Source organism: Lientehia hominis (genome assembly GCF_021044755.1).
GTDB lineage: Bacteria > Bacillota > Clostridia > Lachnospirales > Lachnospiraceae > Lientehia > Lientehia hominis.
The window spans coordinates 44341-66746 of sequence record NZ_JAJNOR010000009.1; the positions used below are offsets into that span (position 1 = coordinate 44341).

A 22406-nucleotide genomic window follows, 5' to 3' on the forward strand; every position below is an offset into this window, starting at 1 on the left:
CCTACACCCCCTGGCCGTATCCATATCTGTCAAGCAGCTCCCTGACATAGCTCCCCATCTGGCCATAAAAAGCTTTTATAAGACTATATCTCCTAATCTCTTCCGGCCCGGCCGGAACCCGGCACCGGACGGCGTGCTCTCCCGCTCCTCTCTCCTGGAGCCATTCCAGAAACATGCTGATCCTCATCTCATCCGCCGGCGATTCCCGCCCCGGAACAAACAGCCGGCTGCATAGTCTCATCAAATGTTCCTTTCCATAAGCATGTTCTCCCATATCCAATACTGCCAGCTCATACCCTCCCAGTTGTGCCAGCTCCAGAAAAAATCCGGTTTCAAATGGCATTTTATCCTGGTACAGATCCTCCGGAATCTTGACCGGAAAAATATATTCCGCCTGTCCCCATCGGCCGGCAGCGGCCTGGATCCTGGCGCCTGTCAATTCTTTTTGGCTGTAATAATAAAAAAGCTCCGACAGCTCTGCCTCCTCTTGCCTTTCCTCTCCAACCAGAAAAGGCAGGCTTGAAAACTCGTCCAGCGTAAGGAACAGCACTTTTTTCTGCTCTGCCAGAATCCGGCTCATAATCAGTCCCAAAGAAGTCTTTCCACAGCCATGTACCGGCGAACAGACGCCCAAAAAGGAAACCGTATTTCCATCGGCCTGGTCACGTTTTCCCTCCATGATCAGACCTCCTTCCAAATCCAGAATCCGTTTCCAGATCTGCTCTGCCGATTGGTATTTGTCTATCTGTGGAACATTTGTTCCATCGTCTGAAAAACCATTTCCGCCTCCTTTCTCCGTCAATACGGCGAACCATAGGTCCCGGCAATTCCGACACAGCTCTGCCGCTTCCAGCCCCACCAGAGCCATATCAAGCCCCTCGTCCGCAAGACAGCTTTCAAGCGTCTCCAATCTGGTAAAAATTTTGATCTCCAGCATATCCTCGCAGCGTCTGCGTAAATAACTGCCGAGTCTTCTTGCGTACTCCGCTTCTCTGTCGTATATTCCAAATCGCCTGCGGTGTCCGCCCATATTATTCCTCCTCTCTGCTTTGCAGCGTTTCGCGTTCTGTCTGCTGCTGGCTCCTCCTTATCTGAATCGTCAGGAAATCATCATCCACAAAGTATAGCCCAGCAATAGGGCGGCTGAAAACGGTATAGTATTTCTTTTATCCGCTTCCTCCGGTTTAAGATAAACAATCCATTGATTTTGGGAGATACATCGCCTGAACCAGGCCAGAAAATAAGAAAATCTTTGAAATATGATGTGGTATCGAACCATTTGCAGAAACGCCATGGCTCCTCCTGAGATCAGGCTGCAAAAGAAACATCCGGCAAACGCCGCTGTTCCCATCCAAGCTCCCATGATACAGCATAGTTTAACGTCTCCTGCACCTATCACACGAAGTTTCCACAAGGGATGAAGTATCAGAAACACCGCGGCAGCCCGGAACAAATAACACAGAATTCCGGCTTCTGAGCCTGCCCGCGCCGCTATCCTGCCTAAAGAAGGAATTCGGCAAAGAAATGCCTCCGGGGAGCAAAAGTCAGGCCATGCTGTCCCAGAAAGGAGCATCCCGGTCAGGAACCAGGCCATCAGCCAGAAATTTGGTATACGGCGCTCTATAGTATCCGACAGCGCCGCCAGGCCGCAGACTATAAATAGCAGCCACTTCACCGGCATCCTCCATTCCATTATTCAATTAATCTACTTGGGATATTCGCCCTGAAAACGGGCTGGTTTGAATTGGTGATTTTGATTATGCATGATAAAAAAAGATTTGTCAAGTATAATTTTCTCCAGAATTTGGCATACTTGGGGATGAAAGGAGTGACTGCCATGAGAAAACAATCAGCACGCCAAAACCGGTCCGGAGGTGCCCCGGAGAACCCGGCTTTTTCCATATCACCCGATGAGCTCCGGGAAGATATCCGCCGGACCAAAGATTCCCTGGACTACGCCCTGGATAATTTCAATCATGTGACGGACCCCGTATTGATCGATTATTACAGCTATACTCTGAAAGCCGCCCAGATCCGCTATCAGTTTCTGCTAAAACAGGCAAAGTATCTTGACCTTACTTCCTGCAATTGATAAAATGAAATCATGTCAGAAAGAACGGGAGGTAACTATGTCAGCCTGGTATGACAACAGTGTCTTTTACCACATGTATCCGCTGGGGATGACCGGCGCACCAAAAGAAAATAGAGAAGAGCAGACTGAGGGGCGCTTTGGACAGCTGGATGCGTGGATTCCCCATATCAAAGAATTGGGGGCTTCGGCCATCTACATCGGCCCTCTATTTGAATCCACCACCCATGGCTATGATACCCGGGATTTCCGCCTGGTGGACAGGCGTCTCGGGACCAACGAGGACTTCCGGAAATTTGTGAGCCTGTGCCATGAGTCCGGCATCCGTGTGGTAGTGGACAGCGTCTTCAACCACACAGGCCGAGAGTTTTTTGCCTTTAGGGACATTCAAAAAAAACGAGACGGTTCTCCTTACAGAGACTGGTATAAAAATGTGAACTTTTGGCAAAGCAGCCCTCTGGGAGATTCCTTCACTTATGAAGCGTGGCAAGGGCATTATGAACTGGCCGCCCTCAATCTGAGAAACCCCTCGGTGCGGGATTACCTCCTTGATGCAGTCTCATTCTGGGTACAGGAATTTGATATCGACGGTATCCGTCTGGACTGTGCCAATGTCCTGGATTTTGATTTTATGAAAGCGCTTCGGTCCCACTGCGACCGGCTGAAGCCGGAATTCTGGCTCATGGGAGAAGTCATCCACGGCGACTACAGCCGCTGGGCCAATGAATCCATGCTTCATTCTGTGACTAATTATGAACTCCACAAGGGGCTTTATTCCGGTCATAATGATTATAACTGTTTCGAAATCGCTCATACCATCCGGCGCCAGTCCCAACAAAACGGCGGTATCTACCGGAATATCAATCTGTACACCTTCGTGGACAATCACGATGAGGACCGGATTATGAGCAAACTCAAAAACAAGAATCACATCACCACTGTTTACACCATGTTATTTACTCTGCCTGGGATCCCCTCCATTTACTACGGTTCGGAATGGGGAATCGATGGAGCGCGTACTCCATATTGCGACGACATGCTTCGTCCCGCCATATCGCCGGACCAGTTCCCGGAATACCATACGGGGCTGACAGACTGCATCGCAAGGCTGGCCCGCATACACAAAGCCCATCCTGCCTTGTGTACTGGAACATACAGAGAACTGTTTCTGACCAACCGGCAGTATGCTTTCTGCCGTTCATCAGAAAATGAGCATATTATCACCGCCGTCAATATCGATGACGGTGACGCCGATCTGTCTTTCTCTCTTCCCATGGAAGGAAGCCGGACCGTCGATTTGCAGACAGGTGAGAATTTGTTGATTGAAAACAATCACCTCAGTCTTCATCTGGCTGGCTGTGAAAGCAAAATATTAGAAATTGTGGGGTAAATTTATGGGGAACACAACGGGGTTCATCACAGAGACCGACTGTTATCTGTTCGGAGAAGGCACTAATTATAATATCTACGAAAAACTCGGAGCACATCCGATGACCCGCCGCGGCAAAAAAGGCGTCTATTTCGCGGTCTGGGCCCCGCATGCCGTTTCCGTGGCCGTATCCGGGGAATTCAACGGCTGGGCCCCCGACGAGCATATCATGACTCCCATAGGCTCGTCTGGGATCTATGAACTTTTTACCGATTCGGCAAAGCCGGGAGAGCTTTACAAATATGTCATTACCACACAAACAGGAGAGCTTCTCTACAAGGCTGATCCCTACGCCTTTCAAGCAGAGCTTCGTCCCGGTACAGCCTCCCGAATCTGCGGCTGTACAGATTATAAATGGACCGACAGCCGCTGGATGGAAAAGCGGAAAAACAGTCTTCCCACTCTTGGACCTCTTTCCATTTACGAGATTCATCTCGGCTCCTGGAGGAGGCACGGTGAAAGCTTTCTTTCTTATAGAGAGCTGGCCAGGGAGCTGGCAGAATACATAAAGGATATGGGGTACACCCATGTGGAGATCATGGGACTTTTAGAATATCCCTTCGACGGCTCTTGGGGATATCAGGTGACCGGTTATTATGCCCCCACTTCCCGCTACGGGACACCGGAGGACTTCAAATACTTCATCGACTATCTCCACAAAAAAGGCATTGGCGTCATTCTGGACTGGGTACCGGCCCATTTCCCGAAAGATGCCCATGGACTGGCAAACTTTGACGGCGCTCCGCTCTATGAATATTCCGATCCCAGAAAAGGGGAGCATCCTGACTGGGGCACGAAAGTTTTTGATTACAGCAGGCATGAAGTATCCAACTTTTTGATTGCAAATGCTCTTTATTGGATAGAAAACTTTCATGTAGATGGTCTGCGCGTGGACGCGGTCGCCTCAATGCTTTATCTGGATTACGGTAAGCAAAACGGGCAGTGGGTCCCGAATATCCACGGCGGACACGAAAACCTGGAAGCCATTGAATTCTTTAAACATTTGAACAGCATCATGAAACGCCGGAATCCTGGCAGCATGATCATAGCGGAAGAATCCACGGCATGGCCCCAGGTGACGGAGCCGCCGGAATACGGCGGTCTTGGCTTTACGTTTAAATGGAATATGGGATGGATGCATGATTTTCTGGAATATATGAAGCTTGATCCTTATTTCCGAAAGGACAACCACAGCAAAATGACCTTCGGCATGACCTACGCGTGCAGTGAAAATTTTATTCTGGTGCTCTCTCATGACGAGGTGGTACATTTAAAATGCTCCATGCTGAACAAAATGCCCGGTGAACTTCCAGATAAATTCGCCAGCCTGAAGGCCGGGTATACATTTATGATAGGACATCCGGGAAAGAAGCTTCTTTTCATGGGGCAGGAGTTCGGGCAGCTGAGAGAATGGAGCGAAGACAGGGAGCTCGACTGGTTCTTGTTGAACGAACCGCTCCACCAGGAGCTCAGGGACTATTTCCGGGACCTGCTCCATCTGTATAAAAAATATTCTGCTTTTTATGGGGTGGACTACGACTGGAGCGGGTTCGAATGGATTAACTGCAATGACACGGAACGGAGTATTTTCAGCTTTGTGCGGAAAAGCCCTTCTGCCCGAAATAACATGCTGGTCATCTGCAATTTTACCCCCGTCGCCCGTCCAGAATATCGGGTCGGTGTACCGAAAAAGGGGAAATTCACTCTATTGCTTGACAATGAACATGGTCTGCTCGGAAAAGAACAGCAAACGATTTATACCTCACAAAAGAAACCATGCGACGACAGAGATTATTCCTTTGCGTATCCTCTGCCGGCCTATGGGACGGCCATATTCAAATTTTAAAAAATATGATACATGGTTCTTTTTGGAATTGTTATTTTCAGGCTCCGATGAGCCGCCTGAATGGAAACGGATTTCCTCTTGCCCCGCAGATCAGACAGAAAAAACTTCAGCCGCCGCAGAATGGATTTTTCCATCTGTGACGGCTGTTCATATCTTTTCTTTATATTCTTCGAAAAATTCCTTCAGATTGGTCATGGCCCGAACAAGAAGCCTGCTCTCCTCCGGATCCATGTCCCGGACAAGGGCTTCGGTCATTTTCTTGTGAAATTCCTCGTGATGACGATATGCCAGCTTTCCTTTAGCTGTCAGCATAATGTATACCACCCGGCGGTCCTGTTCACTTCTCTCTCTTTTCACATATCCCTTTTTTACCAGGCTGTTCATAGAAATCGTGAGCGTACCAGTTGTTACACGAAGCTGCTTGGCAATGGACGACATGTTTTTAGGCGCACCAATACCAATCGCTTCAATTACGTGCATATCGTTGTTGGTAATATCCTTAAACGTATCCGTGATAATCGCTTTCTGCTCAATATCCATGATATCATTAAACAGCTTTACCAATATATGATTAAATGTATCGTAACTGTCCATGACGTCCGCCTCCCTGCATCTCACGGCCTTTCCCTTTTCTTCTTGTATATTAGTTATATTATACACAATCTACGGGAAATCACAAGGTCCGAGGGTATTTTTGCCGTCTTCCGTTCCATCTGGTGATCACCGTGGGAACAAGACGAGACATCAGCATTAGAAACGGATAAGATGCTCCCATTATCACCAGCAGTACCAGAAGCTGGGAGAACGTTAAAAGGACCAGGGAATACAGCTTCCCAAACAAAACCACATTCAGGGCCATGGCAGCAGCCATGGACGCCCAAATGGCAAACCTCTTTCCGTCAAAGGGACAGCAGACCTGTGCCAGCACTAAAATACCCACAAACCCCACAGTAATACCCGCCATGGTATTCATGACCTCTACCGGATATCCCATGATCTTACATGCGACGGAGACTGTAAGCACCGCACACACATTAGTAAGGCCGCCGGGAAAAGCCTTAGCCAGCACATTATATATAAATTTTCCCCTTATCAGCCCTTCATTCGGCTCCAAAGCCAGAAAGAAGGACGGGATTCCGATGGTAAACCCGCTGATCATAGTCAGCTGTATCGGCGTGAGGGGATAAGGGAGCGGAGCAAATAAGAGAACAATCGTCACTAAAAAAGAAAAAATATTTTTTACCAGAAACAAGGCGGCCGCCCGCTCAATGTTGTTGATTACTCTTCTTCCTTCCGCCACTACCTTCGGCATAGAGGCAAAATCCGAATCCAGCAGAACCAGATGGGCCGCGTGACAGGCTGCGTCACTGCCGGAAGCCATGGCCACGCCGCAGTCCGCATCCTTTAGGGCGAGCACATCATTCACTCCGTCCCCGGTCATCGCCACTGTATGCCCGGCCTTCTTCAGTGCTTTGATAAATGAGCGTTTCTGCTCGGGTGTCACCCGGCCGAATACCGTATAACGTTCTGCCGCTTTTTCTATGGATTCTTCTGTCTCCAGCGTCCTGGCATCAATATAATTTTCCGCGCCCGCTATGGCCGCCCGCTGTGCGACCTTAGAGACCGCCTCCGGGTTATCTCCAGATATTACCTTGACGATGACTCCCTGTTCCCGGAAAAAACGAAAGGTCTCCGCCGCGTTTTCCCTGATATTATTGGCAATGACGATATATGCGGCGGGGCGGAATGTCCCGGTCAGCGGGCGGCCTTCATCCAATTGCCCGAGATACTCCCCCACAAGAATGATCCGTTCTCCCCGGCGGGAATGACGTCCGATACGTTTTGAGAGCTGGGGGAAATTCCCTCTCAGCAAAACCTCCGGGGCTCCTACCACAAAGGTGCCCTTCCCCCGAAAAGCAACGGCGCTCCATTTTGACGAGGATTGAAATGGAATTTTGCGGGATACCTCCCACGGTATCTGCTTCCCAAAATATCGCCGCATGGCCATAGCCGTCTCGTTGTCGGCTTCCATCTGCGTGTAAAAAGCGTTCAGCATCTCCGTAACATATGCCTGGCTGTAATGTTCCTCATCCAGATAAACAACCTGATGTACCCTCATGGAGGGTTCTGTGATAGTACCGGTCTTATCCACACACAGCACGTCCACCCTGGCAAGTGTCTCAATACAGCTCATTTCGTGTACCACGGTCCGGTTCTTCCCGAGACGCATCACACTGAGCGCAAGGGCCACACTGGTCAGCAGATATAACCCTTCCGGTATCATACCCACCAAAGCCGCTATCACCGCAACCGCCGCCCGCGGAATATCCAGCTCCATGATCCAGTGCTGTTTCCAAAACAGCAAAAGTCCAAGAGGGATCAAGAGTACGGCAATGACATGAAGTATCCGGTCAAGGGAGTCCATCATCTCCGACTTTTTTCCGAATCCCTTCTTCTTCGCTTCCATCGTCAGCCGTGAAACATAGGAATCCTCACCCACATGAGTCAGTCTCGCCCGGCACTTTCCGGAAAGAACAAAACTGCCGGATTTAAGCGCCGATCGCTTCTGTTTATAAACGGCGTCCGCTTCCCCGGTTATCAGTGCTTCGCTGACCCTGACTTCCCCGTCCAGTACCGCCGCATCCGCCGGTATCTGGCAGCCTGCCTTAAATACCACCACGTCATCCCGCACCAATTCTTCGGATGCAAGCTCTCTTTCCTTCCCGTCTCTGATCACATGGAATCTGGAGGCAGAAAGAAGCGAAAGCTGATCTACCACCCGTTTGGAACGCAGCTGCTGAATGATGCCGATGACTGCGTTGACCACGACCGCGATCAAAAACAGCATCTGTTTATAGCGCCTCACCAAAATCAGACAGACCGCCAGGACCGCGAATATCAGATTAAAGAATGTAAACACATTTCCCACTATGATCTGTCCTGTGGTTTTAGAGGGCGCTTCCACCGGAAGATTTTGCAGGCCGGCCTGTTTCCTGTCCTTTACCTGCCCATCGGTCAATCCTCTGTCCGGCTCCGAATAAATCACCGGTACTTTTTGAAGATGTGCTTTTCCCCTGTCCTCATGCCCCATATGGGCCCCTCCCCCATTGTGATTTTCTGCAACATGATACTATTTTATCATTAAATATCCCGGTTGTGCAAGGCGGCTTAAATACCAAACTTCATTCCGCCTCCGTCATAGTCGATGACAATAAAGCCAGTTCTGTATTCGGTCGTCGGCCTCCGCGGCCTCTCTACATTGTTTTCGTAAAATGCCGGCGTCCTGCACCAGAAGCTGCCGTACCGACATCTTTATCCCTCCTGCTCTTTTCCGCCCTGGATTTCCTTTCACTCTCATGGAACAAAAAAATTTCTTCAATGGAACATCCAAATACCTGAGCAATGTCATAAGCCAGCCAGATTGATGGTTCAAATTTCCCTGTCTCAACCGCATTGACTGCCTGTCTGGAGACTCCTGCCAGCTTTCCCAGCTGTTCCTGAGTAAGCCCCCTGGCTTCCCGAAGAACTTTAACTCTATTTTTCATATAATCCAACCTCTAACTCTTCTTCCCCCGCCCATAGGCAAGTCCGGAATTGTTCTGCCGGTTTACTGCCTGCCACACCGTTATGGATGTGCGCCATATCCCTGATTCCAGAAAAGAATCCGATATCCGCAAAGCGTTTTTGATTGCAAAGACAAGTTTATTTGGAAAGGTTTCGTAAAGTATACCTTACTCCATTATAAAGAACGTTTTTTCTCTTGTCAATAAACCGACGCTATTCCATGTTTAAAGATAAATCCGCAAATCAGGACAGCAGTAAGGTTAAATAGAACTGTTTTTGTTTGCAAGCGATATCGAATAATCGTATAATAATCTCTATAAATCTTGAATGTTAATGTGCGTTGCTTGCAGCAACGGGCAGTTCCTCATATAATAGCGGCAACATCTGAAAGAAAAGAGGTTATCCTTAATGCTGAACGAAAACATGAAAGCAATCAGAAAATCAAAAGGACTTTCTCAAGAAGAACTTGCTGTCAAGCTGAATGTGGTGCGGCAAACAATCTCTAAATGGGAGCAGGGGTTGTCAGTTCCTGATTCTGATATGTTAATCTCCATATCGAAAGTGCTTGAAACACCCGTAAGCACTTTGCTTGGGGAAACGGTTGCCGAGTCAAAAGTTGATGACTTAAAAGCGATTTCCGAAAAACTGGAAATTATAAACTTACAATTTGCTCAAAGGAAAACTGCGAGAAGAAAACTACTTCATTGGCTATTTATCTCATTGTGTATGATAATAGTTACAATTTCTACGGTCTTGATAATATTAAATAGTCCTTACCTGGGCTGGGATTATAATGACCCCGAAACCGCCGTTTTAGGAGTAGCTTTTCATTCATTTGAATGGCTGTTTGTCAGGTTGGCACCGATTATCCTTATTGGAGCAATCGTTGGAATTTTCATGACACGGAAGAAGCCTGCGTGATTTCAGGATATAACATCAGGAACAGACAGCGCGTAATAATAAAACGGTATCAGAGAAATCTCTGATACCGTTTTATTTGTATCACTGATGTTTATTGCTTCGCCTGCATCATCTGCTTATCGAATTCCGGATTAAAATAGTAATAGTTCTTTGAATCCAGACTGTCTTTAATCTGCTCCAATGCCTCTCCGAAACGCTGGAAATGGACAATCTCCCTTGCTCTTAGGAATTTAATGGGTTCTCTGATCTCTGGATCATCGATGATCCTCAGAATATTATCATACGTTGTCCTGGCCTTCTGTTCTGCCGCCAGATCTTCAAATAAGTCAGTGATCGCATCACCTTTTGACTGAAATTCGCATGCATTGAAAGGTATACCGCCTGCCGCCTGCGGCCAAAGTCCGGAGGTATGATCGATATAATATGCGTCAAATCCTGCTGTCTTCGCATCTTCAGGCTTCATATCTTTTGTGAGCTGGTAGATGATCGCACATATCATTTCCATATGCGCCAGCTCTTCTGTACCGATATCAGTCAAAAGTCCTGCCGTCTTTTTGCATGGCATCGTATATCTTTGGGAAAGATATCTCATAGAAGCCGCCAATTCCCCATCCGGTCCTCCGAACTGACTGATGATCAGCTGTGCGGATTTGGGACAGGTTTTTGTGATCTTAACGGGAAACTGAAGACGTTTTTCATAATTCCACATGAGCTCTTCCTCCTTCCTGACAGTCCCAGGGAAGAGGTCCGTCTACCCAGGTAAAATGCGGTTCTTTTTCCGGATGCTCTGTGCATACACAGTCGATGGTCAGAGGATTATAATTTTCTTCAAATTTTTTCAGAAGGTTTTTCCTCTCCGCGCTGTACTTACCAAACCATCCAAGAGCTTCCTTATCCGTTGGATGGGTATCCAGATAAAGGGATAGATCACTCAGCATAAAGCTGACTTCGTTTATCTGTTCCAATGCTTCACATCTACCTCCCAAGAATCTCACCTCCCTTAAAAAAAGGCAGGTCAAGATTTCGGAACATCGTTCCCTGTTTCAATGCTTCCTTAGGCTCATATATTTCGCCAAAAGGCTGCTTCGGAACGGTTCCCATGGCCAGCACGCAGGTACATTCCTGCCTGAAGCCTTCCTTATGAGGCTTTCCATTACAAGTACATTCCATAGCCGATCTCCTTTCTACACGTAATGATGATACGTTCGTTCACAACGTATCATCATTTTTAGTATGCCGCTTTTGCCTCGGTTCAACCGAAAACAAAATGGCTGATGTGGAGAAAGCTGTCAGCTATGGAAAGCAAATTTAATTTTTTTCGTCTTCCGCCTCCGTTTCCTCCAATGTATCCAGAGCGGCAGAAAACTTGGACGGCAGAGAAGATGAGATCAAATAGACCTTGTCTTCACCATTTATCATAGCATAATATCCGTCGGCTGCCTCATTTTCGTTTCCGATGATGAGCTCTCTTGTTCCCTCCTTTGTTGTGATGGAAATCGTGTTGGACGGCGTATCCAGTCCATATTCCGAAAGCTCCTCATGATCTTCCAGTACCTGCACCGCCTGAATTTCTGCCAGCGCAGCTGCCATAGAGGCCATCGAGGTCTGGTTCATGGAAAGCTCATGGTTTCCGTCATAGCGCCACGTGTCTCCGTCCTTGGAAAAAGCGAGTGTGTCCTCTCCGCACACATACGAAAAGCCCGTAATAACGTCTGCTTCCATCTGATTGACGTAAACCTTCTCTTCTTCTCCACTGTCCGTTTTATTCAGATCCAGACGCCTTACCACAAAGTAAGCCCCAATACATATGACCAGAAGTATCAGTACGATAATCAGTTTTTTCCCTTTCATCGTTTTCTCCTCCTATACCAGATGACGCCGCCGGAGGCCACTGACGCGATGGGAAGCACTGCCACCATGATGATGCTCCACCAGTTGACGTTTGCAGCTGTCATGGTCAGGTACTCCGTTTCCAGGCTTTTTGCAGGAATAGCCACTGTAGTCTCGTGGTCCACAAGGCTGCTCAGACAATTCATGACCAGTTCGTAATTTCCCCCTGAAACAATGTTGTCCATCTGTTCCTCCAGAAGATACCCGGAACCGAAATAGACGATCTTCGTCTCCTCTCCCGTACCTTCCGTTCCTGTACCTTCTCCGTCCGGCTCATCGGTCGAACCGTCTTCCGAATCCTCTGTCGATCCCTCCGACGATTCTTCGGAACCGGACAGTTTCTCTGTGATCAATACGCCCAGGTCAAAAGGACCGTCAATATCTCCTTTTTCCTTCTCTGTCGTCGTCATGTTGACCGCGTCTATTTTGGCGTAAGCAGAATCAGAGGTCTTCAGCAGACTTGTGATATCCACCGTTTCTCTTTTGGAATCCAATGTTTCAATTCCCTGAGAAATAAACGTGAACACTCTGCGGTTGGCGGAGGTCAAAGAAGAAGTCAGCGTACTGCTCTGGATGCCCGGAAGCAGATAAAAAGAACTCTGAGGATGATAGTAATTGGAATCTCCTTCTCCTACCATGCTGTCCATGGGGGCCACCCCATAATATTCCAGAATGGAATTGAAATTGGGGAGAACCTCTCCGGTATAGGTGCTGGTAATGAAGGCCTTGCCGCCTTGCTTTAAGTAGTCGAGGATCATGGCAGTTTCTTCATCAGAAAAATCCTTCTGCGGGGAATTGATCAAAAGTGCGGCGGCATCCTCAGGAATCGAGGTGCGGGAGACGAGGCTTAAGGATTCTACATCAATATTCTCCTTTTCAATCTGTCCGGTCAATTCTGTGCTCAGTTCTCCTTCACTGTGCCCTTCCAGTACATAGATCTTTGGAATCTCTTCTGAGGTCACATATGCGACGGCGCTGGTGATCTGTCCTTCTCCATCAAATCCGGAGGTATATGCCTGATACGTGGAAGAGTCATAAGAAGTCTCATATAAATCGGAAGAAGAGATCACCCGGCTCTTTTCTCCGCATTCGACGATGAGGCTGCCGGCTTTCAGAGTATCAGATGTATAATTCCCGGCAAAGGTAGGATATTTCACCAAATCCTTCTCCACGACCTTAATATGGCCGGAATAGCTTTTGTACTGCTCCAGCAGGTTCTCCACCATATTATCCGTGGAGCCGTCGTCTGTCAGCTTGTAGATCGTCACATCTTTGGACACACCCTTCAGCATATCCTTTGACTGATCGGACAGCGTATAATACTGATTGGCCGTCATATCCTTACTGGTGAATTTGGACGGAAGCTCCGCCACGATCAGATTGAGGATGATAATGATGGCGATGACTGCCGCCGCCCATACAAGACTATAGGAGCCATGCTTGATATTTTTCTTGTTCCATTTTATATTCGGTCTTTTCATTTTGGCTCCCTCCTAACTCCACCGGCGCTTCTGGATAGACTGTACAGAAAGACAGCCACACACAGCGATCACCGATATAAAATACAACACGGACCTCAAATCCAATATCCCATTCAGAAACTTGCTGAAAGGAGAACCGAAATCAAATATCCCGATGATTTTCTGAATTCCTCCGGCAAGCCAGGAGGATTTTGCAAAATAGCACACGGTCAGAAGGATAACAGCAAGTAAAAACAAGCCTCCCGAGATCACAGAGCTCTTTGTCATAGCGTATACCAGCAGGCAGACGAGCACCGCCGCCACGATCAGCGCGATATATGTGGCAAACGAGGTCCCTGATATAAAACTTCCCAAGGAATTCGCCATATAGCACAAAAAGCAGGCTCCAAAGGTAAGAACTGCCGCGAGCACAGGGCTTTCTGTAGTCGAAGACAGAAAAAGGCCCAGAGCCAGATAGGCACAACCTGCCAGAAAATACCCGAGAAGCGCTGTATAATCCGTTTTCAGGGGAACTGAACCAAAAGACGACAGGACCAGAGGATAGCATCCGATAATCACCATGGGAATCAGGAAAATCGTGACCAGAGCCAGGTATTTACCCAATACGATCTTCCCCGGACTGACCGGGGAAGTCAGAAGAAGCTGGTCCGTTTTCTGCCGGCGTTCCTCTGCCATCACCTTCATGGTCAGAATAGGCGTCGTGACGAGAAATACAAAGCTGACTCCGGACAGCGTGTAATCCAGATACGGATACCCGTACTGCAGATTATAAAATGTAAAATAGATACCCACCAAAAGCAGGTTCAGGGCTATGAACACATAGCCCAGCATGGAAGTGAGGTAAGACTTGACCTCTCTTTTATAAATTGCCAGCATGGTTTTCCTCCTCCTCTTCTAATTCTTCTTCGGGAGTTTTTTTAAGCCTGGTTCCAAACATCGATTTTCTTCGGCCTTTTTCTTCCCCCTCAGGTTCCTCGCCGCCCTCTGTCAGCTCCAGGAACACGTCCTCCAGGCTCATGCTGGTCGTCATCAGCTCAAGAATTGGCAGCTTTCTGTCAGCCATAGCAAAAAATATCTCTTCCCTGACGTCAGCCTCCGGTTCTGCTTCCAATGATACTTTAAGTACTCCTTCCTGTTCCGATTCTTCACAGCAGAAGGAAGATACCTGGTGGATGTTCCCGACGGCACTCTCCACCTCCTGGGGACTTCCCTTTACTAAAAGAGACAGCTTCTGTGCTCCTGCCATCTCTTTGCTCAAATTCTCGGGGGTATCGCTGGCTACCAGCTTTCCTTTGGATATGATCATGATATAATCGCAGACCGCGCTGACCTCAGACAGGATATGAGAGCTCAGAATAACGGTATGGTTCTTGCTGAGTGATTTGATGAGCTCCCGTATCTCGATCATCTGTTTCGGATCCAGCCCCACCGTCGGCTCATCCAGGATCAGAATCTCCGGAAACCCAATCAGCGCCTGGGCAAGGCCGACTCTCTGACGGTATCCTTTGGAAAGGTTCTTGATGACACGGCCGCCCACATCTGTGATACCAGTCATCTCCATGACCTCCTGTATCATCTCTTTTCTCTTAGGTTTCTCCACTTGCTTTAGTTCTGCCGCAAAATTCAGATACTCCGCCACCGTCATATCGAAATACAGCGGCGGCTGTTCCGGCAGATAACCGATACATTTTTTTGCCGCCTCCGGTTCTTCCAGTATATCATGCCCATCTACTGTCACAGTCCCTTCCGTGGACGCGATATAACCGGTGATGATATTCATCGTCGTCGATTTGCCTGCGCCGTTTGGCCCAAGAAAACCATAAATCTGGCCCTTCTCAACCGTGAAGTTCAAATTGTCCACCGCCAAATGGCCGCCATATTTCTTCACCAGATTTTTTACCTCAATCAAAGCTGCTCCTCCTTTAGACATTAATCTTTTACCATCGTAAAAAAAAATTGTGCCTATTATGAAACCATTGTGTGAAAGTTCTGTGAACATCCGTATCCGATTCCATTGTAAAATGAGAAAAGAGCCTGCCATTGCAGACTCTTTCCCCACCTTCCGGTGTATCCATGCCCGATTCCACTTATTTATCCAGGATACCGGATTTTCCCATGAGATAAAAAACAGCCAGCTGTGTCCTGTCCCTCAGCTCCAGCTTATCCAGGATCGTACTCAGATAGTTTCGGACAGTCCCTTCGCTCAGATACATCTCATCGGCAATCTCTTTATTGCTCAGCCCTCTGGCGACCAGCCGTATGACTTCTAATTCCCGTTCTCCTATGGCATAAGCAGACAGATCCACATTCTGCTTCCTTTTCATCAGCTCCGGAAGCCTGGTCACGATCTCGCTGCCGAACACACTCTGGCCCGACATGACCGCTTCAAGGGCTGGGGCAATGGAGGCAATGTCCTGTTTGATCAAATATCCCTTCGCGCCGATGCGGAGTGCTTTTACTATATATTCATCATCAGAGAAGGTGGTGAGGAACAGTATTCTGGCATCAGGATACCGGCTCAGAATCTCTTCCCCCGCATCCAGCCCGTTTCCTCCTCCCATTTGGATATCCATCAGCAGTATATCCGGCCGGTGCCGCTCATACAGCTCCACTGCCTCCGGTCCGCTTCCTCCGGTGGCTGACACCTGTATTTCCCCGTCCGCCTGCAGGATTGTCTTCAATGACATGCAGACCAGCTGATCATCGTCTACGATTATAATGTTCATCTGCTCTTTACCATCCTTTCCGCCCTGTCTCCTGCTCCGGCCTCTCCTTCCGCGCTTCCTGCTGTATCGGTACGGAAATGAACAGCCGGAAGCCATTGTCTCTTTCTACCCGGAATACCCCGCCAAAAGCTTCCACACGGTCGCGGATATTCTGCAGCCCGATTCCTCCTCTTCCATCCAAGGGCTCCTGTCCGTCTCCGTCTTTCTGCACGCCGTTGTCCCGGATGATCAGCTGGTACAGCGCGGGATGCTCTACAACCGTCACCTCAGCCTGGGTGGCCTCGCTGTGCCTGGCTATATTAGAAAGGCCCTCCTTGACAATGGAAACAAAACAGTATTTCAATTCCCTTGGAAGCTCGCCCGCCTTATAAGTAAGCTTCACCGGACAAAACTGATACTCCCCGATCAGCCTCTCCAACTGAAGGCGGAGATCCATCGCCCCCTCATGGAGATCATGTACGCTGCTCCTCACGCTATCCATAGCGTCCGACAAGGTATTCTTTACCTGCTCCAGCTGTTCCTTCAATTCTTCTTCCTGCTTATGGACCACCAAAAGGGCGCTCACCTGCAAAAGCGACCTGGTCAGCAGGTGCCCCACATTATCATGGATCTCTCTGGCGATCCGGTTCCGTTCGTCCAGCGTAGCGAGACGTACCTCATAGTCCTGTTTCTCCATGAGCTCCACATTCTTTTTTTCAAGATGGAGCGCTTTCTCTCTCGTGGTGTCCTGCATATCGTAATATGCTTCCACGGCTGTCTCAAAAGACTCTGTCCGTACCTCCAGAAGGAATGCGAGGGCACAGAAAGCGGTGACCGACAAAAGTCCCGTCAAATCTCGTTCCCCCACAAAAACCACCAGGGAAAGGATCCAGGGAAATCGGAAATACCATTCCTTCTGTCCCGCGCAGTCATAGACAACCGGCGCCAGAAATGTAAGGAGCCCCGGCCTCCAGATACAGAGAAGACTGTAGATCAGACCTCCCGCGCCGGCTTTCTTTCCGCGAAAATAGCTGTTCAAAGATGATATGATCACGGCAGTCAGGAATCCTGCCACCGCACCCGTATTCGTTTTTCTGAATATCAAAAGCAGAAAAGACACTGCAAACAAAATCAGTTTATCAATCAGCTTCCGCACATTCCCCTCCTTCTTCCTCTGCCTGTCACCTAGGCCACAGCCGGCAGAGAATAATCGGTATAAAAGGCGTCAGCAGGAAATTGGCTACCTTTATCTTAGTCATCTTCATCATATTCAGCCCCAACATAATGATCAGCAGGCTGCCCGCGCAGGCCATCTCGTTTATAACAGTTTCCGTCAAATACACCGCGACAAAGCTGGATGCCAGCGTGATAACCCCCTCATACAGAAAGACCGGTATGGCCGCGAATCCGACTCCGATTCCCAAAGCTGCTGCCATCACCACAGCCATTACCCCGTCGATCAGGGCTTTGGAAAACAAAATCTCATGGTTATTGTTCATTCCACTCTGCATGGAACCGACAATCGCCATTGCCCCTATGCACACCAGCAGGGAATAGCTCACAAATCCCTCGGCAAAACGGCTGCTCCCGTCGCCCTGTCTCAGCTTTTTCTGTGCATAAACACCCAGATTTTCCATATGTCTGTCAAAGTCAAGATAATGCCCCAATACCCCTCCGATCACTATGGACAATATGGTGATCATGGTATTTTCTCCTGCCAGAGAGCCTTTTATTCCCACGTAGATCACACAGATCCCCAGTCCCTGACCCAGAAAATCGCCTAGTTCCGATGAAATCCTTTTTCGCAGCAGAATACCTGCCAGCGCTCCGATAATTATAGCTGCCGTATTCACGCCCACACCTGTCAATATCATGTCTTTCCCCTCCAGAAACATCATACCCTGTTCTGAAACATTTGTAAACGGCTGTAATGTGACATTTGTCATAAGCAAACCATGACAGAGCTCACTGTCTTTTCCGGTTTTCGTTTTCTATAATAAAGCTGAGATCAAGGAATTCAGAAAGGACATTCATTATGATAAAAGTTAAAAATCTGGTAAAACGATATGGCAGCCTGGTGGCCCTGGATCATTTTAATCTGGAAGTCCGGGACGGAGAAATCTTCGGCCTGCTCGGACCCAATGGAAGCGGCAAAACCACCGCCATCAACTGTATGCTTTCTCTGCTGAAATACGATAAAGGTGAAATCTCCCTGTTCCAAGAGCCCATGTCTCCAACCAACTATGAGAGCAAAAGGAAAATCGGAATCGTCCCCCAGAACGTAGCCGTATTCAACGAACTGACCGTCTATGAAAACATCGACTATTTCTGCGGCCTTTATGTTCCCGAAAAAAGCAAACGCAGGCCCCTTGTGGAAGAAGCCATTGAATTTGCCGGCCTTAAGGAATACCGGAAATTTCTTCCCAAAAAACTATCTGGCGGCCTTATCCGGCGTCTGAACATCGCCTGCGGCATCGCCCATAAGCCCCGGCTGATCTTTTTGGATGAGCCGACCGTAGCCGTAGACCCCCAGAGCAGGAACAGCATATTGGAGGGCATAAAAGCACTCAATGCCGGCGGCGCTACCATCGTTTATACCTCTCACTACATGGAAGAAGTGGAACAGCTCTGTTCCAGGATCATGATCATGGATAAAGGACGGCAAATCGCTACCGGAACAAAGGAGGAACTGACCGCCATGATCAACACCGGTGAAAAGCTGACCGTAGAAATCTACAGCCTGCCTCTCCGGGTCCTGGATCAGATCCGCTCTCTGGAAGACGTGATAAAGGCGGAATATTCCGACAGCCATCTGTCCGCCGAGTGCAAAACCGGCGGCCACGCCATCATCGAGGTTCTGGACCTGCTGCGGCAGAACAATCTGAAATTCGGACTGATCTATTCCGAACCGCCCACGCTGAATGATGTATTTCTGGAAATAACCGGAAAACAGCTGCGGGATTAAAGAAGGAGGTTCTCATGTTTATCAATATTTTTGGAAAACGGATCCGGGCCGCGCTCCGGAACTGGAGTACCCTCATATGGACCTGGATCTTCCCCATAATGATGGCCACCCTGTTTTACTTCGCTTTTTCCGCCCTCGACGAGGCGGACCTTCTGACTGTGATTCCGATCGGAATCGTGGATAACCAGGAATACGGAGAGGATACCGCCTTTCGCTCTGCGCTGGGTTCTCTATCCGCGGATGGAGATGATAAGCTTTTCGAAGCAACCATATATCCGTCGGCGGAGGACGCTGGAAAGGCCCTGGAAAACCAGGATATTGACGGCTATATTACTTTAGAAAACGCTGCCCCGAATCTCACCGTGTCCGGCAGCGGACTCAACCAGACCATCATCAAAAGCTTTTTAGACCAGTACAGCCAGACAAAGCACGCGATCACCAGTATCCTCGCAGAAAATCCGGGCGCGGTCTCTGAAATTTCAGAACTTTTTAACAGGGAATCCTTCACCAAGGAAATCTCCTTGACTCAGAACCCTCCTTCCCAGACAATCAACTATTTTTATGCCCTGCTCGCCATGGTCTGCATGTACGGCGCTTTTCAGGGGCATGAAAGTGTGTCTTATCTGCAGGCCAACCTGTCCCCGCTGGGCGCCAGGCGGACTTTATCCCCGGCTAAACGGCTTCCAATGGTAGTCTATGATTTATTAGCTTCCTTCGTCGTCCACGTTCTCTGTCTGATGATGCTGGTCGCCTATATCGTATTGGTTCTAGGAGTGGATTTCGGATCCAATTTATGGATGGTGATTCTCACCTGCGGTCTTGGAAGCCTTTTGGGCATCGCTTTCGGCGCACTCATATCCGCGGTGACAAAGTTCAAAGAAAACATAAAAGTGGCGCTCATCATCACCATCACAATGATCTGCAGCTACGGCGCCGGCCTGATGGTCTCCGGCATCAATTACACGATCGCCCGGACTCTTCCCGTACTGTCCTGGCTGAACCCCGCAGCCCGCATCGCGGATTCCTTCTATTGTCTGTACTATTATGACAATCTCAGTAAATATTTCCTGAACCTGGGGATCCTGGCCGCCATGACCTTCACCATGTTCACCATCACCGCGTTTTTCTTGAGGAGGCAGCGTTATGAAAGTATTTAAAGCATGTTTGCTGATCATGAAACGGCATAAAGGGCAGATACTGATTTACCTGATCATTTTCATGGGAATCTTCGTAGTCATTTCTGCTTTTATGTCCACAAAGATCACACCGGACTTCTCTGAGACCAAACCGGAGTTCACTGTCATCAACCGCGATAAAGAAACGGCATTCACCGAAGGTCTCAGAGGTTTCCTTTCCAATCATGGCACAGAAGTGATTTTGGACGATAAAAAAGACGTCCTTCAGGACGCCATGTTTTATCATGCTACCGAATATATCCTGATCATCCCGGAAGGCTTTGATGCCTCCCTCGCTACCGAAACGCCGATTTCACTGGAAATGGCTGCCGTTCCCGGCACGGGTGACAGCTATTATCTGGATAATCTGGTGAATCAATACTGGAGCTTTATTAACACCTATCAAAAGACCGGCTCCCAGATGGACGACGAGGTCCTGGTCTCCAAAGCCCTGGAGTCGCTTTCCCTGGAGACCTCGGTGGAGACAATGCGTTTCTCTACCGGACAGCCGATGGATGACGCTTATTACGCTTACAACAGGGTACAGAGCTACATCCTCCTGGTACTGATTCTTCTCTGTGTGAGCTCCGTGACCCTGTCCTTCAAGCGGCCCGAACTTCAGATGAGAAACTTATGCGCCCCCACCACCGTCCGGGCCAAAAATTTCGGACAGTTCCTTTACTGCGGCGTAGTCAGTCTTTTCGTATGGCTCCTCTTGAGCGTCATGGGAATCATCCTGTCCGCCGGCAGACTGGCCGGCACAGACTGGCGGCTTATAGGACTGATGCTCTTAAACAGCTTCCTCTTTTCCGTGACCTCCCTGGCGATTTCCATGCTGGTCAGCCATTTTATCAAAAACCCCAATACCCAAAACGCTTTCGCCAATTTCTTGGGCCTCGCCCTGAGCTTCCTGGGCGGAGCTTTTGTCCCGCTGGAATTTCTGAGTCAGAGCATTCAAGCCTTTTCAAGATTCACTCCGGTATACTGGTATTCAAAAGCAGTCACAGGCATCTACAGCCTGACCTCGCTGGACAGAGCTTCCCTTCGTCCGATCTGGCAGGCTTTCGGCATAGAACTCGCCTTTGCCGCCGCCATCCTCTGTGTCTCCCTGGCTCTGGGAAAATATAAGAGCAGGGCGGAGAATTCCTTTGGAAGTATTCGCACAGAACTGGATTCCTGATCAGACGATGAAATCAGAATTTCACGCCTTTGCTCACATTGACCACAAAATCCTGTACATTAGTCACAATTCCCTTGGCAGACAGACTTCCTCTGTCTGCCAGTTTATTTACCGCAAACTCAGCAATGTCCACACAGTAGAAATACACCTGGCGCACCGTACCGTCGGGCAGCACCCGGAAGGACGGTGTCATGTTCCCCACGGCGATGGAATGCAGGGTGGTGGCCATACAGATTACCGTCGTCGCCTTACGCACACAATCCCGCATGGCATTCTGTCCGTCATATACATTCGCATAAACCTCTGGGAGAGGACCGTCGTCACGAATGGAACCCACCAGAACAAACGGCACATCCTTTTTCACACAGCTGTATATAATGCCGTCCTGAATGTTTTCTCCTTCAATGAATTTGGGGATCGAACCATAATATTTTACCCGGTTTATGGTGTCCAGATGATTGTAGTGTCCCATAGGCCGGCTCTCCTGAGTATAAATATCCTGTCCCAGGGCTGTTTTCAGATAGGCGCCCTCGAGATCATGAGTCGCCAGGGCATTGCCCGCAAGAAGGCCGTGGACATATCCGCCCATGACCAGTTTGGAGAAAGCCGCTCTGGAATCCGCGTCAAAAGCGCAAGCCGGCCCCATCACCCACAGAATATTTCCATGCTCCCTCTCATATTCCAAAAGCTCATATAAATGGTCATAGTCCTTGGAAAACGCAGTCTCTCTGGAACGGCCGAGGCGGAACGCGAAAGAATCGTCCAGGCTGCTGCCCCTTTCATTAAAACCGTTGGTATATACATATATGCCGTCCTCACAGTTCTCTGTCCTGCCCACAAAGACAAGATCGCCCTGCTTCAGGTTTCTGAACTCCCGGACATAAATCTTTCCATTCTCGTATACCGCCACGCAATCCATCCTGCTCTCTTCTGCCAGAAGCCAATTTCCGTTCACCTTGAAATACTCCGGAAAAATGGTAGTGGAATGGTACGTTACGGGCGCCACCATATCCTTAGGCGCGGGCTCCCATTTCGCATCCGGGGCTTCCGTGAACATCCTCTGGGTAAAATCAGGCGCCGTATACTTAAGCAATTCAAAACTCATGACTCTCCTCCTTATTTTTCTCCTCATTATCAATTCCTGGCATGACCAGCGGAAGC

General features: G+C 48.8%; 23 protein-coding genes. 7 read left to right on the top strand and 16 right to left on the bottom strand.

The window, feature by feature from the left end; all coding sequences use genetic code 11:
• Position 1 precedes the first annotated feature (1 nt).
• Together LQE92_RS12855 and LQE92_RS12860 are read right to left on the bottom strand one after the other, a co-directional pair.
• Positions 2 to 1030 carry a P-loop NTPase family protein gene (locus tag LQE92_RS12855; protein ID WP_231063354.1) on the bottom strand — a complete coding sequence of 343 codons (1029 nt, stop codon included), beginning with the start codon at positions 1028 to 1030 and terminating at the stop codon, positions 2 to 4.
• Positions 1031 to 1099: 69 nt separating this feature from the next.
• Positions 1100 to 1675 carry a prepilin peptidase gene (locus tag LQE92_RS12860; protein WP_231063355.1) on the bottom strand — a complete coding sequence of 192 codons (576 nt, stop codon included), beginning with the start codon at positions 1673 to 1675 and terminating at the stop codon, positions 1100 to 1102.
• Positions 1676 to 1837: 162 nt separating this feature from the next.
• On the opposite strand from LQE92_RS12860, the gene LQE92_RS12865 reads away from it, so the two are divergent.
• The 3 genes from LQE92_RS12865 to glgB are packed head-to-tail and all read left to right on the top strand — an operon-like array spanning position 1838 to position 5364.
• The gene (locus LQE92_RS12865) at positions 1838 to 2092 is read left to right on the top strand and encodes a YaaL family protein (RefSeq protein ID WP_231063356.1); all 255 of its coding nucleotides are present in this window, start codon (positions 1838 to 1840) and stop codon (positions 2090 to 2092) included.
• Positions 2093 to 2129: 37 nt separating this feature from the next.
• On the top strand, positions 2130 to 3479 hold the full coding sequence (locus tag LQE92_RS12870) for an alpha-amylase family glycosyl hydrolase (protein ID WP_231063357.1): 1350 nt from the start codon (positions 2130 to 2132) through the stop codon (positions 3477 to 3479).
• A 4-nt stretch (positions 3480 to 3483) separates the two neighbouring features.
• Positions 3484 to 5364, top strand: a complete 1881-nt coding sequence (gene glgB, locus LQE92_RS12875; protein WP_231063358.1) for a 1,4-alpha-glucan branching protein GlgB — start codon at positions 3484 to 3486, stop codon at positions 5362 to 5364.
• Between the two features lie 147 nt (positions 5365 to 5511).
• Here glgB and LQE92_RS12880 read toward each other — a convergent pair whose 3' ends face one another.
• The 3 genes from LQE92_RS12880 to LQE92_RS12890 all read right to left on the bottom strand — a co-directional run bounded on the left by LQE92_RS12880 (position 5512) and on the right by LQE92_RS12890 (position 8909).
• Positions 5512 to 5958, bottom strand: coding sequence for a MarR family winged helix-turn-helix transcriptional regulator (locus LQE92_RS12880; protein ID WP_147597170.1), 447 nt, complete (start codon positions 5956 to 5958; stop codon positions 5512 to 5514).
• A 79-nt stretch (positions 5959 to 6037) separates the two neighbouring features.
• Positions 6038 to 8455, bottom strand: coding sequence for an HAD-IC family P-type ATPase (locus tag LQE92_RS12885; protein WP_231063359.1), 2418 nt, complete (start codon positions 8453 to 8455; stop codon positions 6038 to 6040).
• A gap of 163 nt (positions 8456 to 8618) precedes the next feature.
• Positions 8619 to 8909, bottom strand: a complete 291-nt coding sequence (locus LQE92_RS12890) for a helix-turn-helix transcriptional regulator (RefSeq protein WP_231063360.1) — start codon at positions 8907 to 8909, stop codon at positions 8619 to 8621.
• 427 nt (positions 8910 to 9336) lie between these two features.
• On the opposite strand from LQE92_RS12890, the gene LQE92_RS12895 reads away from it, so the two are divergent.
• The gene (locus tag LQE92_RS12895) at positions 9337 to 9849 is read left to right on the top strand and encodes a helix-turn-helix domain-containing protein (RefSeq protein WP_231063361.1); all 513 of its coding nucleotides are present in this window, start codon (positions 9337 to 9339) and stop codon (positions 9847 to 9849) included.
• Positions 9850 to 9940: 91 nt separating this feature from the next.
• Here LQE92_RS12895 and LQE92_RS12900 read toward each other — a convergent pair whose 3' ends face one another.
• From LQE92_RS12900 to LQE92_RS12945, 10 genes are all read right to left on the bottom strand, one after another.
• Positions 9941 to 10558 (bottom strand): manganese catalase family protein, encoded by a 618-nt coding sequence (locus LQE92_RS12900; RefSeq protein ID WP_231063362.1) that lies wholly within the window; start codon positions 10556 to 10558, stop codon positions 9941 to 9943.
• A complete protein-coding gene (locus tag LQE92_RS12905) occupies positions 10545 to 10835 on the bottom strand; it encodes a spore coat protein CotJB (RefSeq protein WP_231063363.1) in 291 nt (96 codons plus the stop codon). The genes LQE92_RS12900 and LQE92_RS12905 overlap by 14 nt, the downstream gene beginning before the upstream one ends.
• Positions 10825 to 11019, bottom strand: coding sequence for a spore coat associated protein CotJA (locus tag LQE92_RS12910; protein ID WP_231063364.1), 195 nt, complete (start codon positions 11017 to 11019; stop codon positions 10825 to 10827). The genes LQE92_RS12905 and LQE92_RS12910 overlap by 11 nt, the downstream gene beginning before the upstream one ends.
• Before the next feature lie 138 nt (positions 11020 to 11157).
• Entirely contained in the window at positions 11158 to 11700 is a 543-nt protein-coding gene (locus tag LQE92_RS12915; protein ID WP_231063365.1) for a DUF4340 domain-containing protein, read from the bottom strand.
• Positions 11697 to 13220 carry a GldG family protein gene (locus tag LQE92_RS12920; protein ID WP_231063366.1) on the bottom strand — a complete coding sequence of 508 codons (1524 nt, stop codon included), beginning with the start codon at positions 13218 to 13220 and terminating at the stop codon, positions 11697 to 11699. Before LQE92_RS12920 ends, LQE92_RS12915 begins: the two co-directional genes overlap by 4 nt.
• Positions 13221 to 13232: 12 nt before the next feature.
• A complete protein-coding gene (locus LQE92_RS12925; protein WP_231063367.1) occupies positions 13233 to 14096 on the bottom strand; it encodes an ABC transporter permease in 864 nt (287 codons plus the stop codon).
• On the bottom strand, positions 14080 to 15129 hold the full coding sequence (locus tag LQE92_RS12930; RefSeq protein ID WP_231063368.1) for an ABC transporter ATP-binding protein: 1050 nt from the start codon (positions 15127 to 15129) through the stop codon (positions 14080 to 14082). Before LQE92_RS12930 ends, LQE92_RS12925 begins: the two co-directional genes overlap by 17 nt.
• A gap of 178 nt (positions 15130 to 15307) precedes the next feature.
• Positions 15308 to 15946: a response regulator transcription factor gene (locus LQE92_RS12935; protein WP_231063369.1), complete on the bottom strand. Its 639-nt coding sequence runs from the start codon at positions 15944 to 15946 to the stop codon at positions 15308 to 15310.
• 7 nt (positions 15947 to 15953) lie between these two features.
• A complete protein-coding gene (locus tag LQE92_RS12940) occupies positions 15954 to 17081 on the bottom strand; it encodes a sensor histidine kinase (protein ID WP_231063370.1) in 1128 nt (375 codons plus the stop codon).
• Between the two features lie 25 nt (positions 17082 to 17106).
• The gene (locus LQE92_RS12945; RefSeq protein WP_231063371.1) at positions 17107 to 17799 is read right to left on the bottom strand and encodes a DUF554 domain-containing protein; all 693 of its coding nucleotides are present in this window, start codon (positions 17797 to 17799) and stop codon (positions 17107 to 17109) included.
• Positions 17800 to 17960: 161 nt separating this feature from the next.
• Between LQE92_RS12945 and LQE92_RS12950 the strand changes: the two genes are divergently transcribed.
• From LQE92_RS12950 to LQE92_RS12960, 3 genes are read left to right on the top strand one after another with little or no spacing between them, the layout of a single operon-like run.
• Complete coding sequence (locus tag LQE92_RS12950; RefSeq protein ID WP_231063372.1) at positions 17961 to 18890, top strand: ABC transporter ATP-binding protein; 930 nt, start codon at positions 17961 to 17963, stop codon at positions 18888 to 18890.
• A 14-nt stretch (positions 18891 to 18904) separates the two neighbouring features.
• The gene (locus LQE92_RS12955; protein ID WP_231063373.1) at positions 18905 to 20047 is read left to right on the top strand and encodes an ABC transporter permease; all 1143 of its coding nucleotides are present in this window, start codon (positions 18905 to 18907) and stop codon (positions 20045 to 20047) included.
• Positions 20034 to 21245 (top strand): ABC transporter permease, encoded by a 1212-nt coding sequence (locus tag LQE92_RS12960; protein ID WP_231063374.1) that lies wholly within the window; start codon positions 20034 to 20036, stop codon positions 21243 to 21245. The genes LQE92_RS12955 and LQE92_RS12960 overlap by 14 nt, the downstream gene beginning before the upstream one ends.
• A 13-nt stretch (positions 21246 to 21258) precedes the next feature.
• Here LQE92_RS12960 and LQE92_RS12965 read toward each other — a convergent pair whose 3' ends face one another.
• A complete protein-coding gene (locus LQE92_RS12965; RefSeq protein ID WP_231063375.1) occupies positions 21259 to 22350 on the bottom strand; it encodes a putative NPN-dependent ornithine cyclodeaminase in 1092 nt (363 codons plus the stop codon).
• Positions 22351 to 22406 lie beyond the last annotated feature (56 nt).

Coding starts and splice junctions, on each gene's coding strand:
- LQE92_RS12855 (WP_231063354.1), bottom strand. CDS start 1,030: ATGGGCGGACACCGCAGGCGATTTGGAATATACGACAGAGAAGCGGAG.
- LQE92_RS12865 (WP_231063356.1), top strand. CDS start 1,838: ATGAGAAAACAATCAGCACGCCAAAACCGGTCCGGAGGTGCCCCGGAG.
- LQE92_RS12870 (WP_231063357.1), top strand. CDS start 2,130: ATGTCAGCCTGGTATGACAACAGTGTCTTTTACCACATGTATCCGCTG.
- glgB (WP_231063358.1), top strand. CDS start 3,484: ATGGGGAACACAACGGGGTTCATCACAGAGACCGACTGTTATCTGTTC.
- LQE92_RS12880 (WP_147597170.1), bottom strand. CDS start 5,958: ATGGACAGTTACGATACATTTAATCATATATTGGTAAAGCTGTTTAAT.
- LQE92_RS12885 (WP_231063359.1), bottom strand. CDS start 8,455: ATGGGGCATGAGGACAGGGGAAAAGCACATCTTCAAAAAGTACCGGTG.
- LQE92_RS12890 (WP_231063360.1), bottom strand. CDS start 8,909: ATGAAAAATAGAGTTAAAGTTCTTCGGGAAGCCAGGGGGCTTACTCAG.
- LQE92_RS12895 (WP_231063361.1), top strand. CDS start 9,337: ATGCTGAACGAAAACATGAAAGCAATCAGAAAATCAAAAGGACTTTCT.
- LQE92_RS12900 (WP_231063362.1), bottom strand. CDS start 10,558: ATGTGGAATTATGAAAAACGTCTTCAGTTTCCCGTTAAGATCACAAAA.
- LQE92_RS12910 (WP_231063364.1), bottom strand. CDS start 11,019: ATGGAATGTACTTGTAATGGAAAGCCTCATAAGGAAGGCTTCAGGCAG.
- LQE92_RS12915 (WP_231063365.1), bottom strand. CDS start 11,700: ATGAAAGGGAAAAAACTGATTATCGTACTGATACTTCTGGTCATATGT.
- LQE92_RS12920 (WP_231063366.1), bottom strand. CDS start 13,220: ATGAAAAGACCGAATATAAAATGGAACAAGAAAAATATCAAGCATGGC.
- LQE92_RS12925 (WP_231063367.1), bottom strand. CDS start 14,096: ATGCTGGCAATTTATAAAAGAGAGGTCAAGTCTTACCTCACTTCCATG.
- LQE92_RS12935 (WP_231063369.1), bottom strand. CDS start 15,946: ATGAACATTATAATCGTAGACGATGATCAGCTGGTCTGCATGTCATTG.
- LQE92_RS12945 (WP_231063371.1), bottom strand. CDS start 17,799: ATGATATTGACAGGTGTGGGCGTGAATACGGCAGCTATAATTATCGGA.
- LQE92_RS12950 (WP_231063372.1), top strand. CDS start 17,961: ATGATAAAAGTTAAAAATCTGGTAAAACGATATGGCAGCCTGGTGGCC.
- LQE92_RS12955 (WP_231063373.1), top strand. CDS start 18,905: ATGTTTATCAATATTTTTGGAAAACGGATCCGGGCCGCGCTCCGGAAC.
- LQE92_RS12960 (WP_231063374.1), top strand. CDS start 20,034: ATGAAAGTATTTAAAGCATGTTTGCTGATCATGAAACGGCATAAAGGG.
- LQE92_RS12965 (WP_231063375.1), bottom strand. CDS start 22,350: ATGAGTTTTGAATTGCTTAAGTATACGGCGCCTGATTTTACCCAGAGG.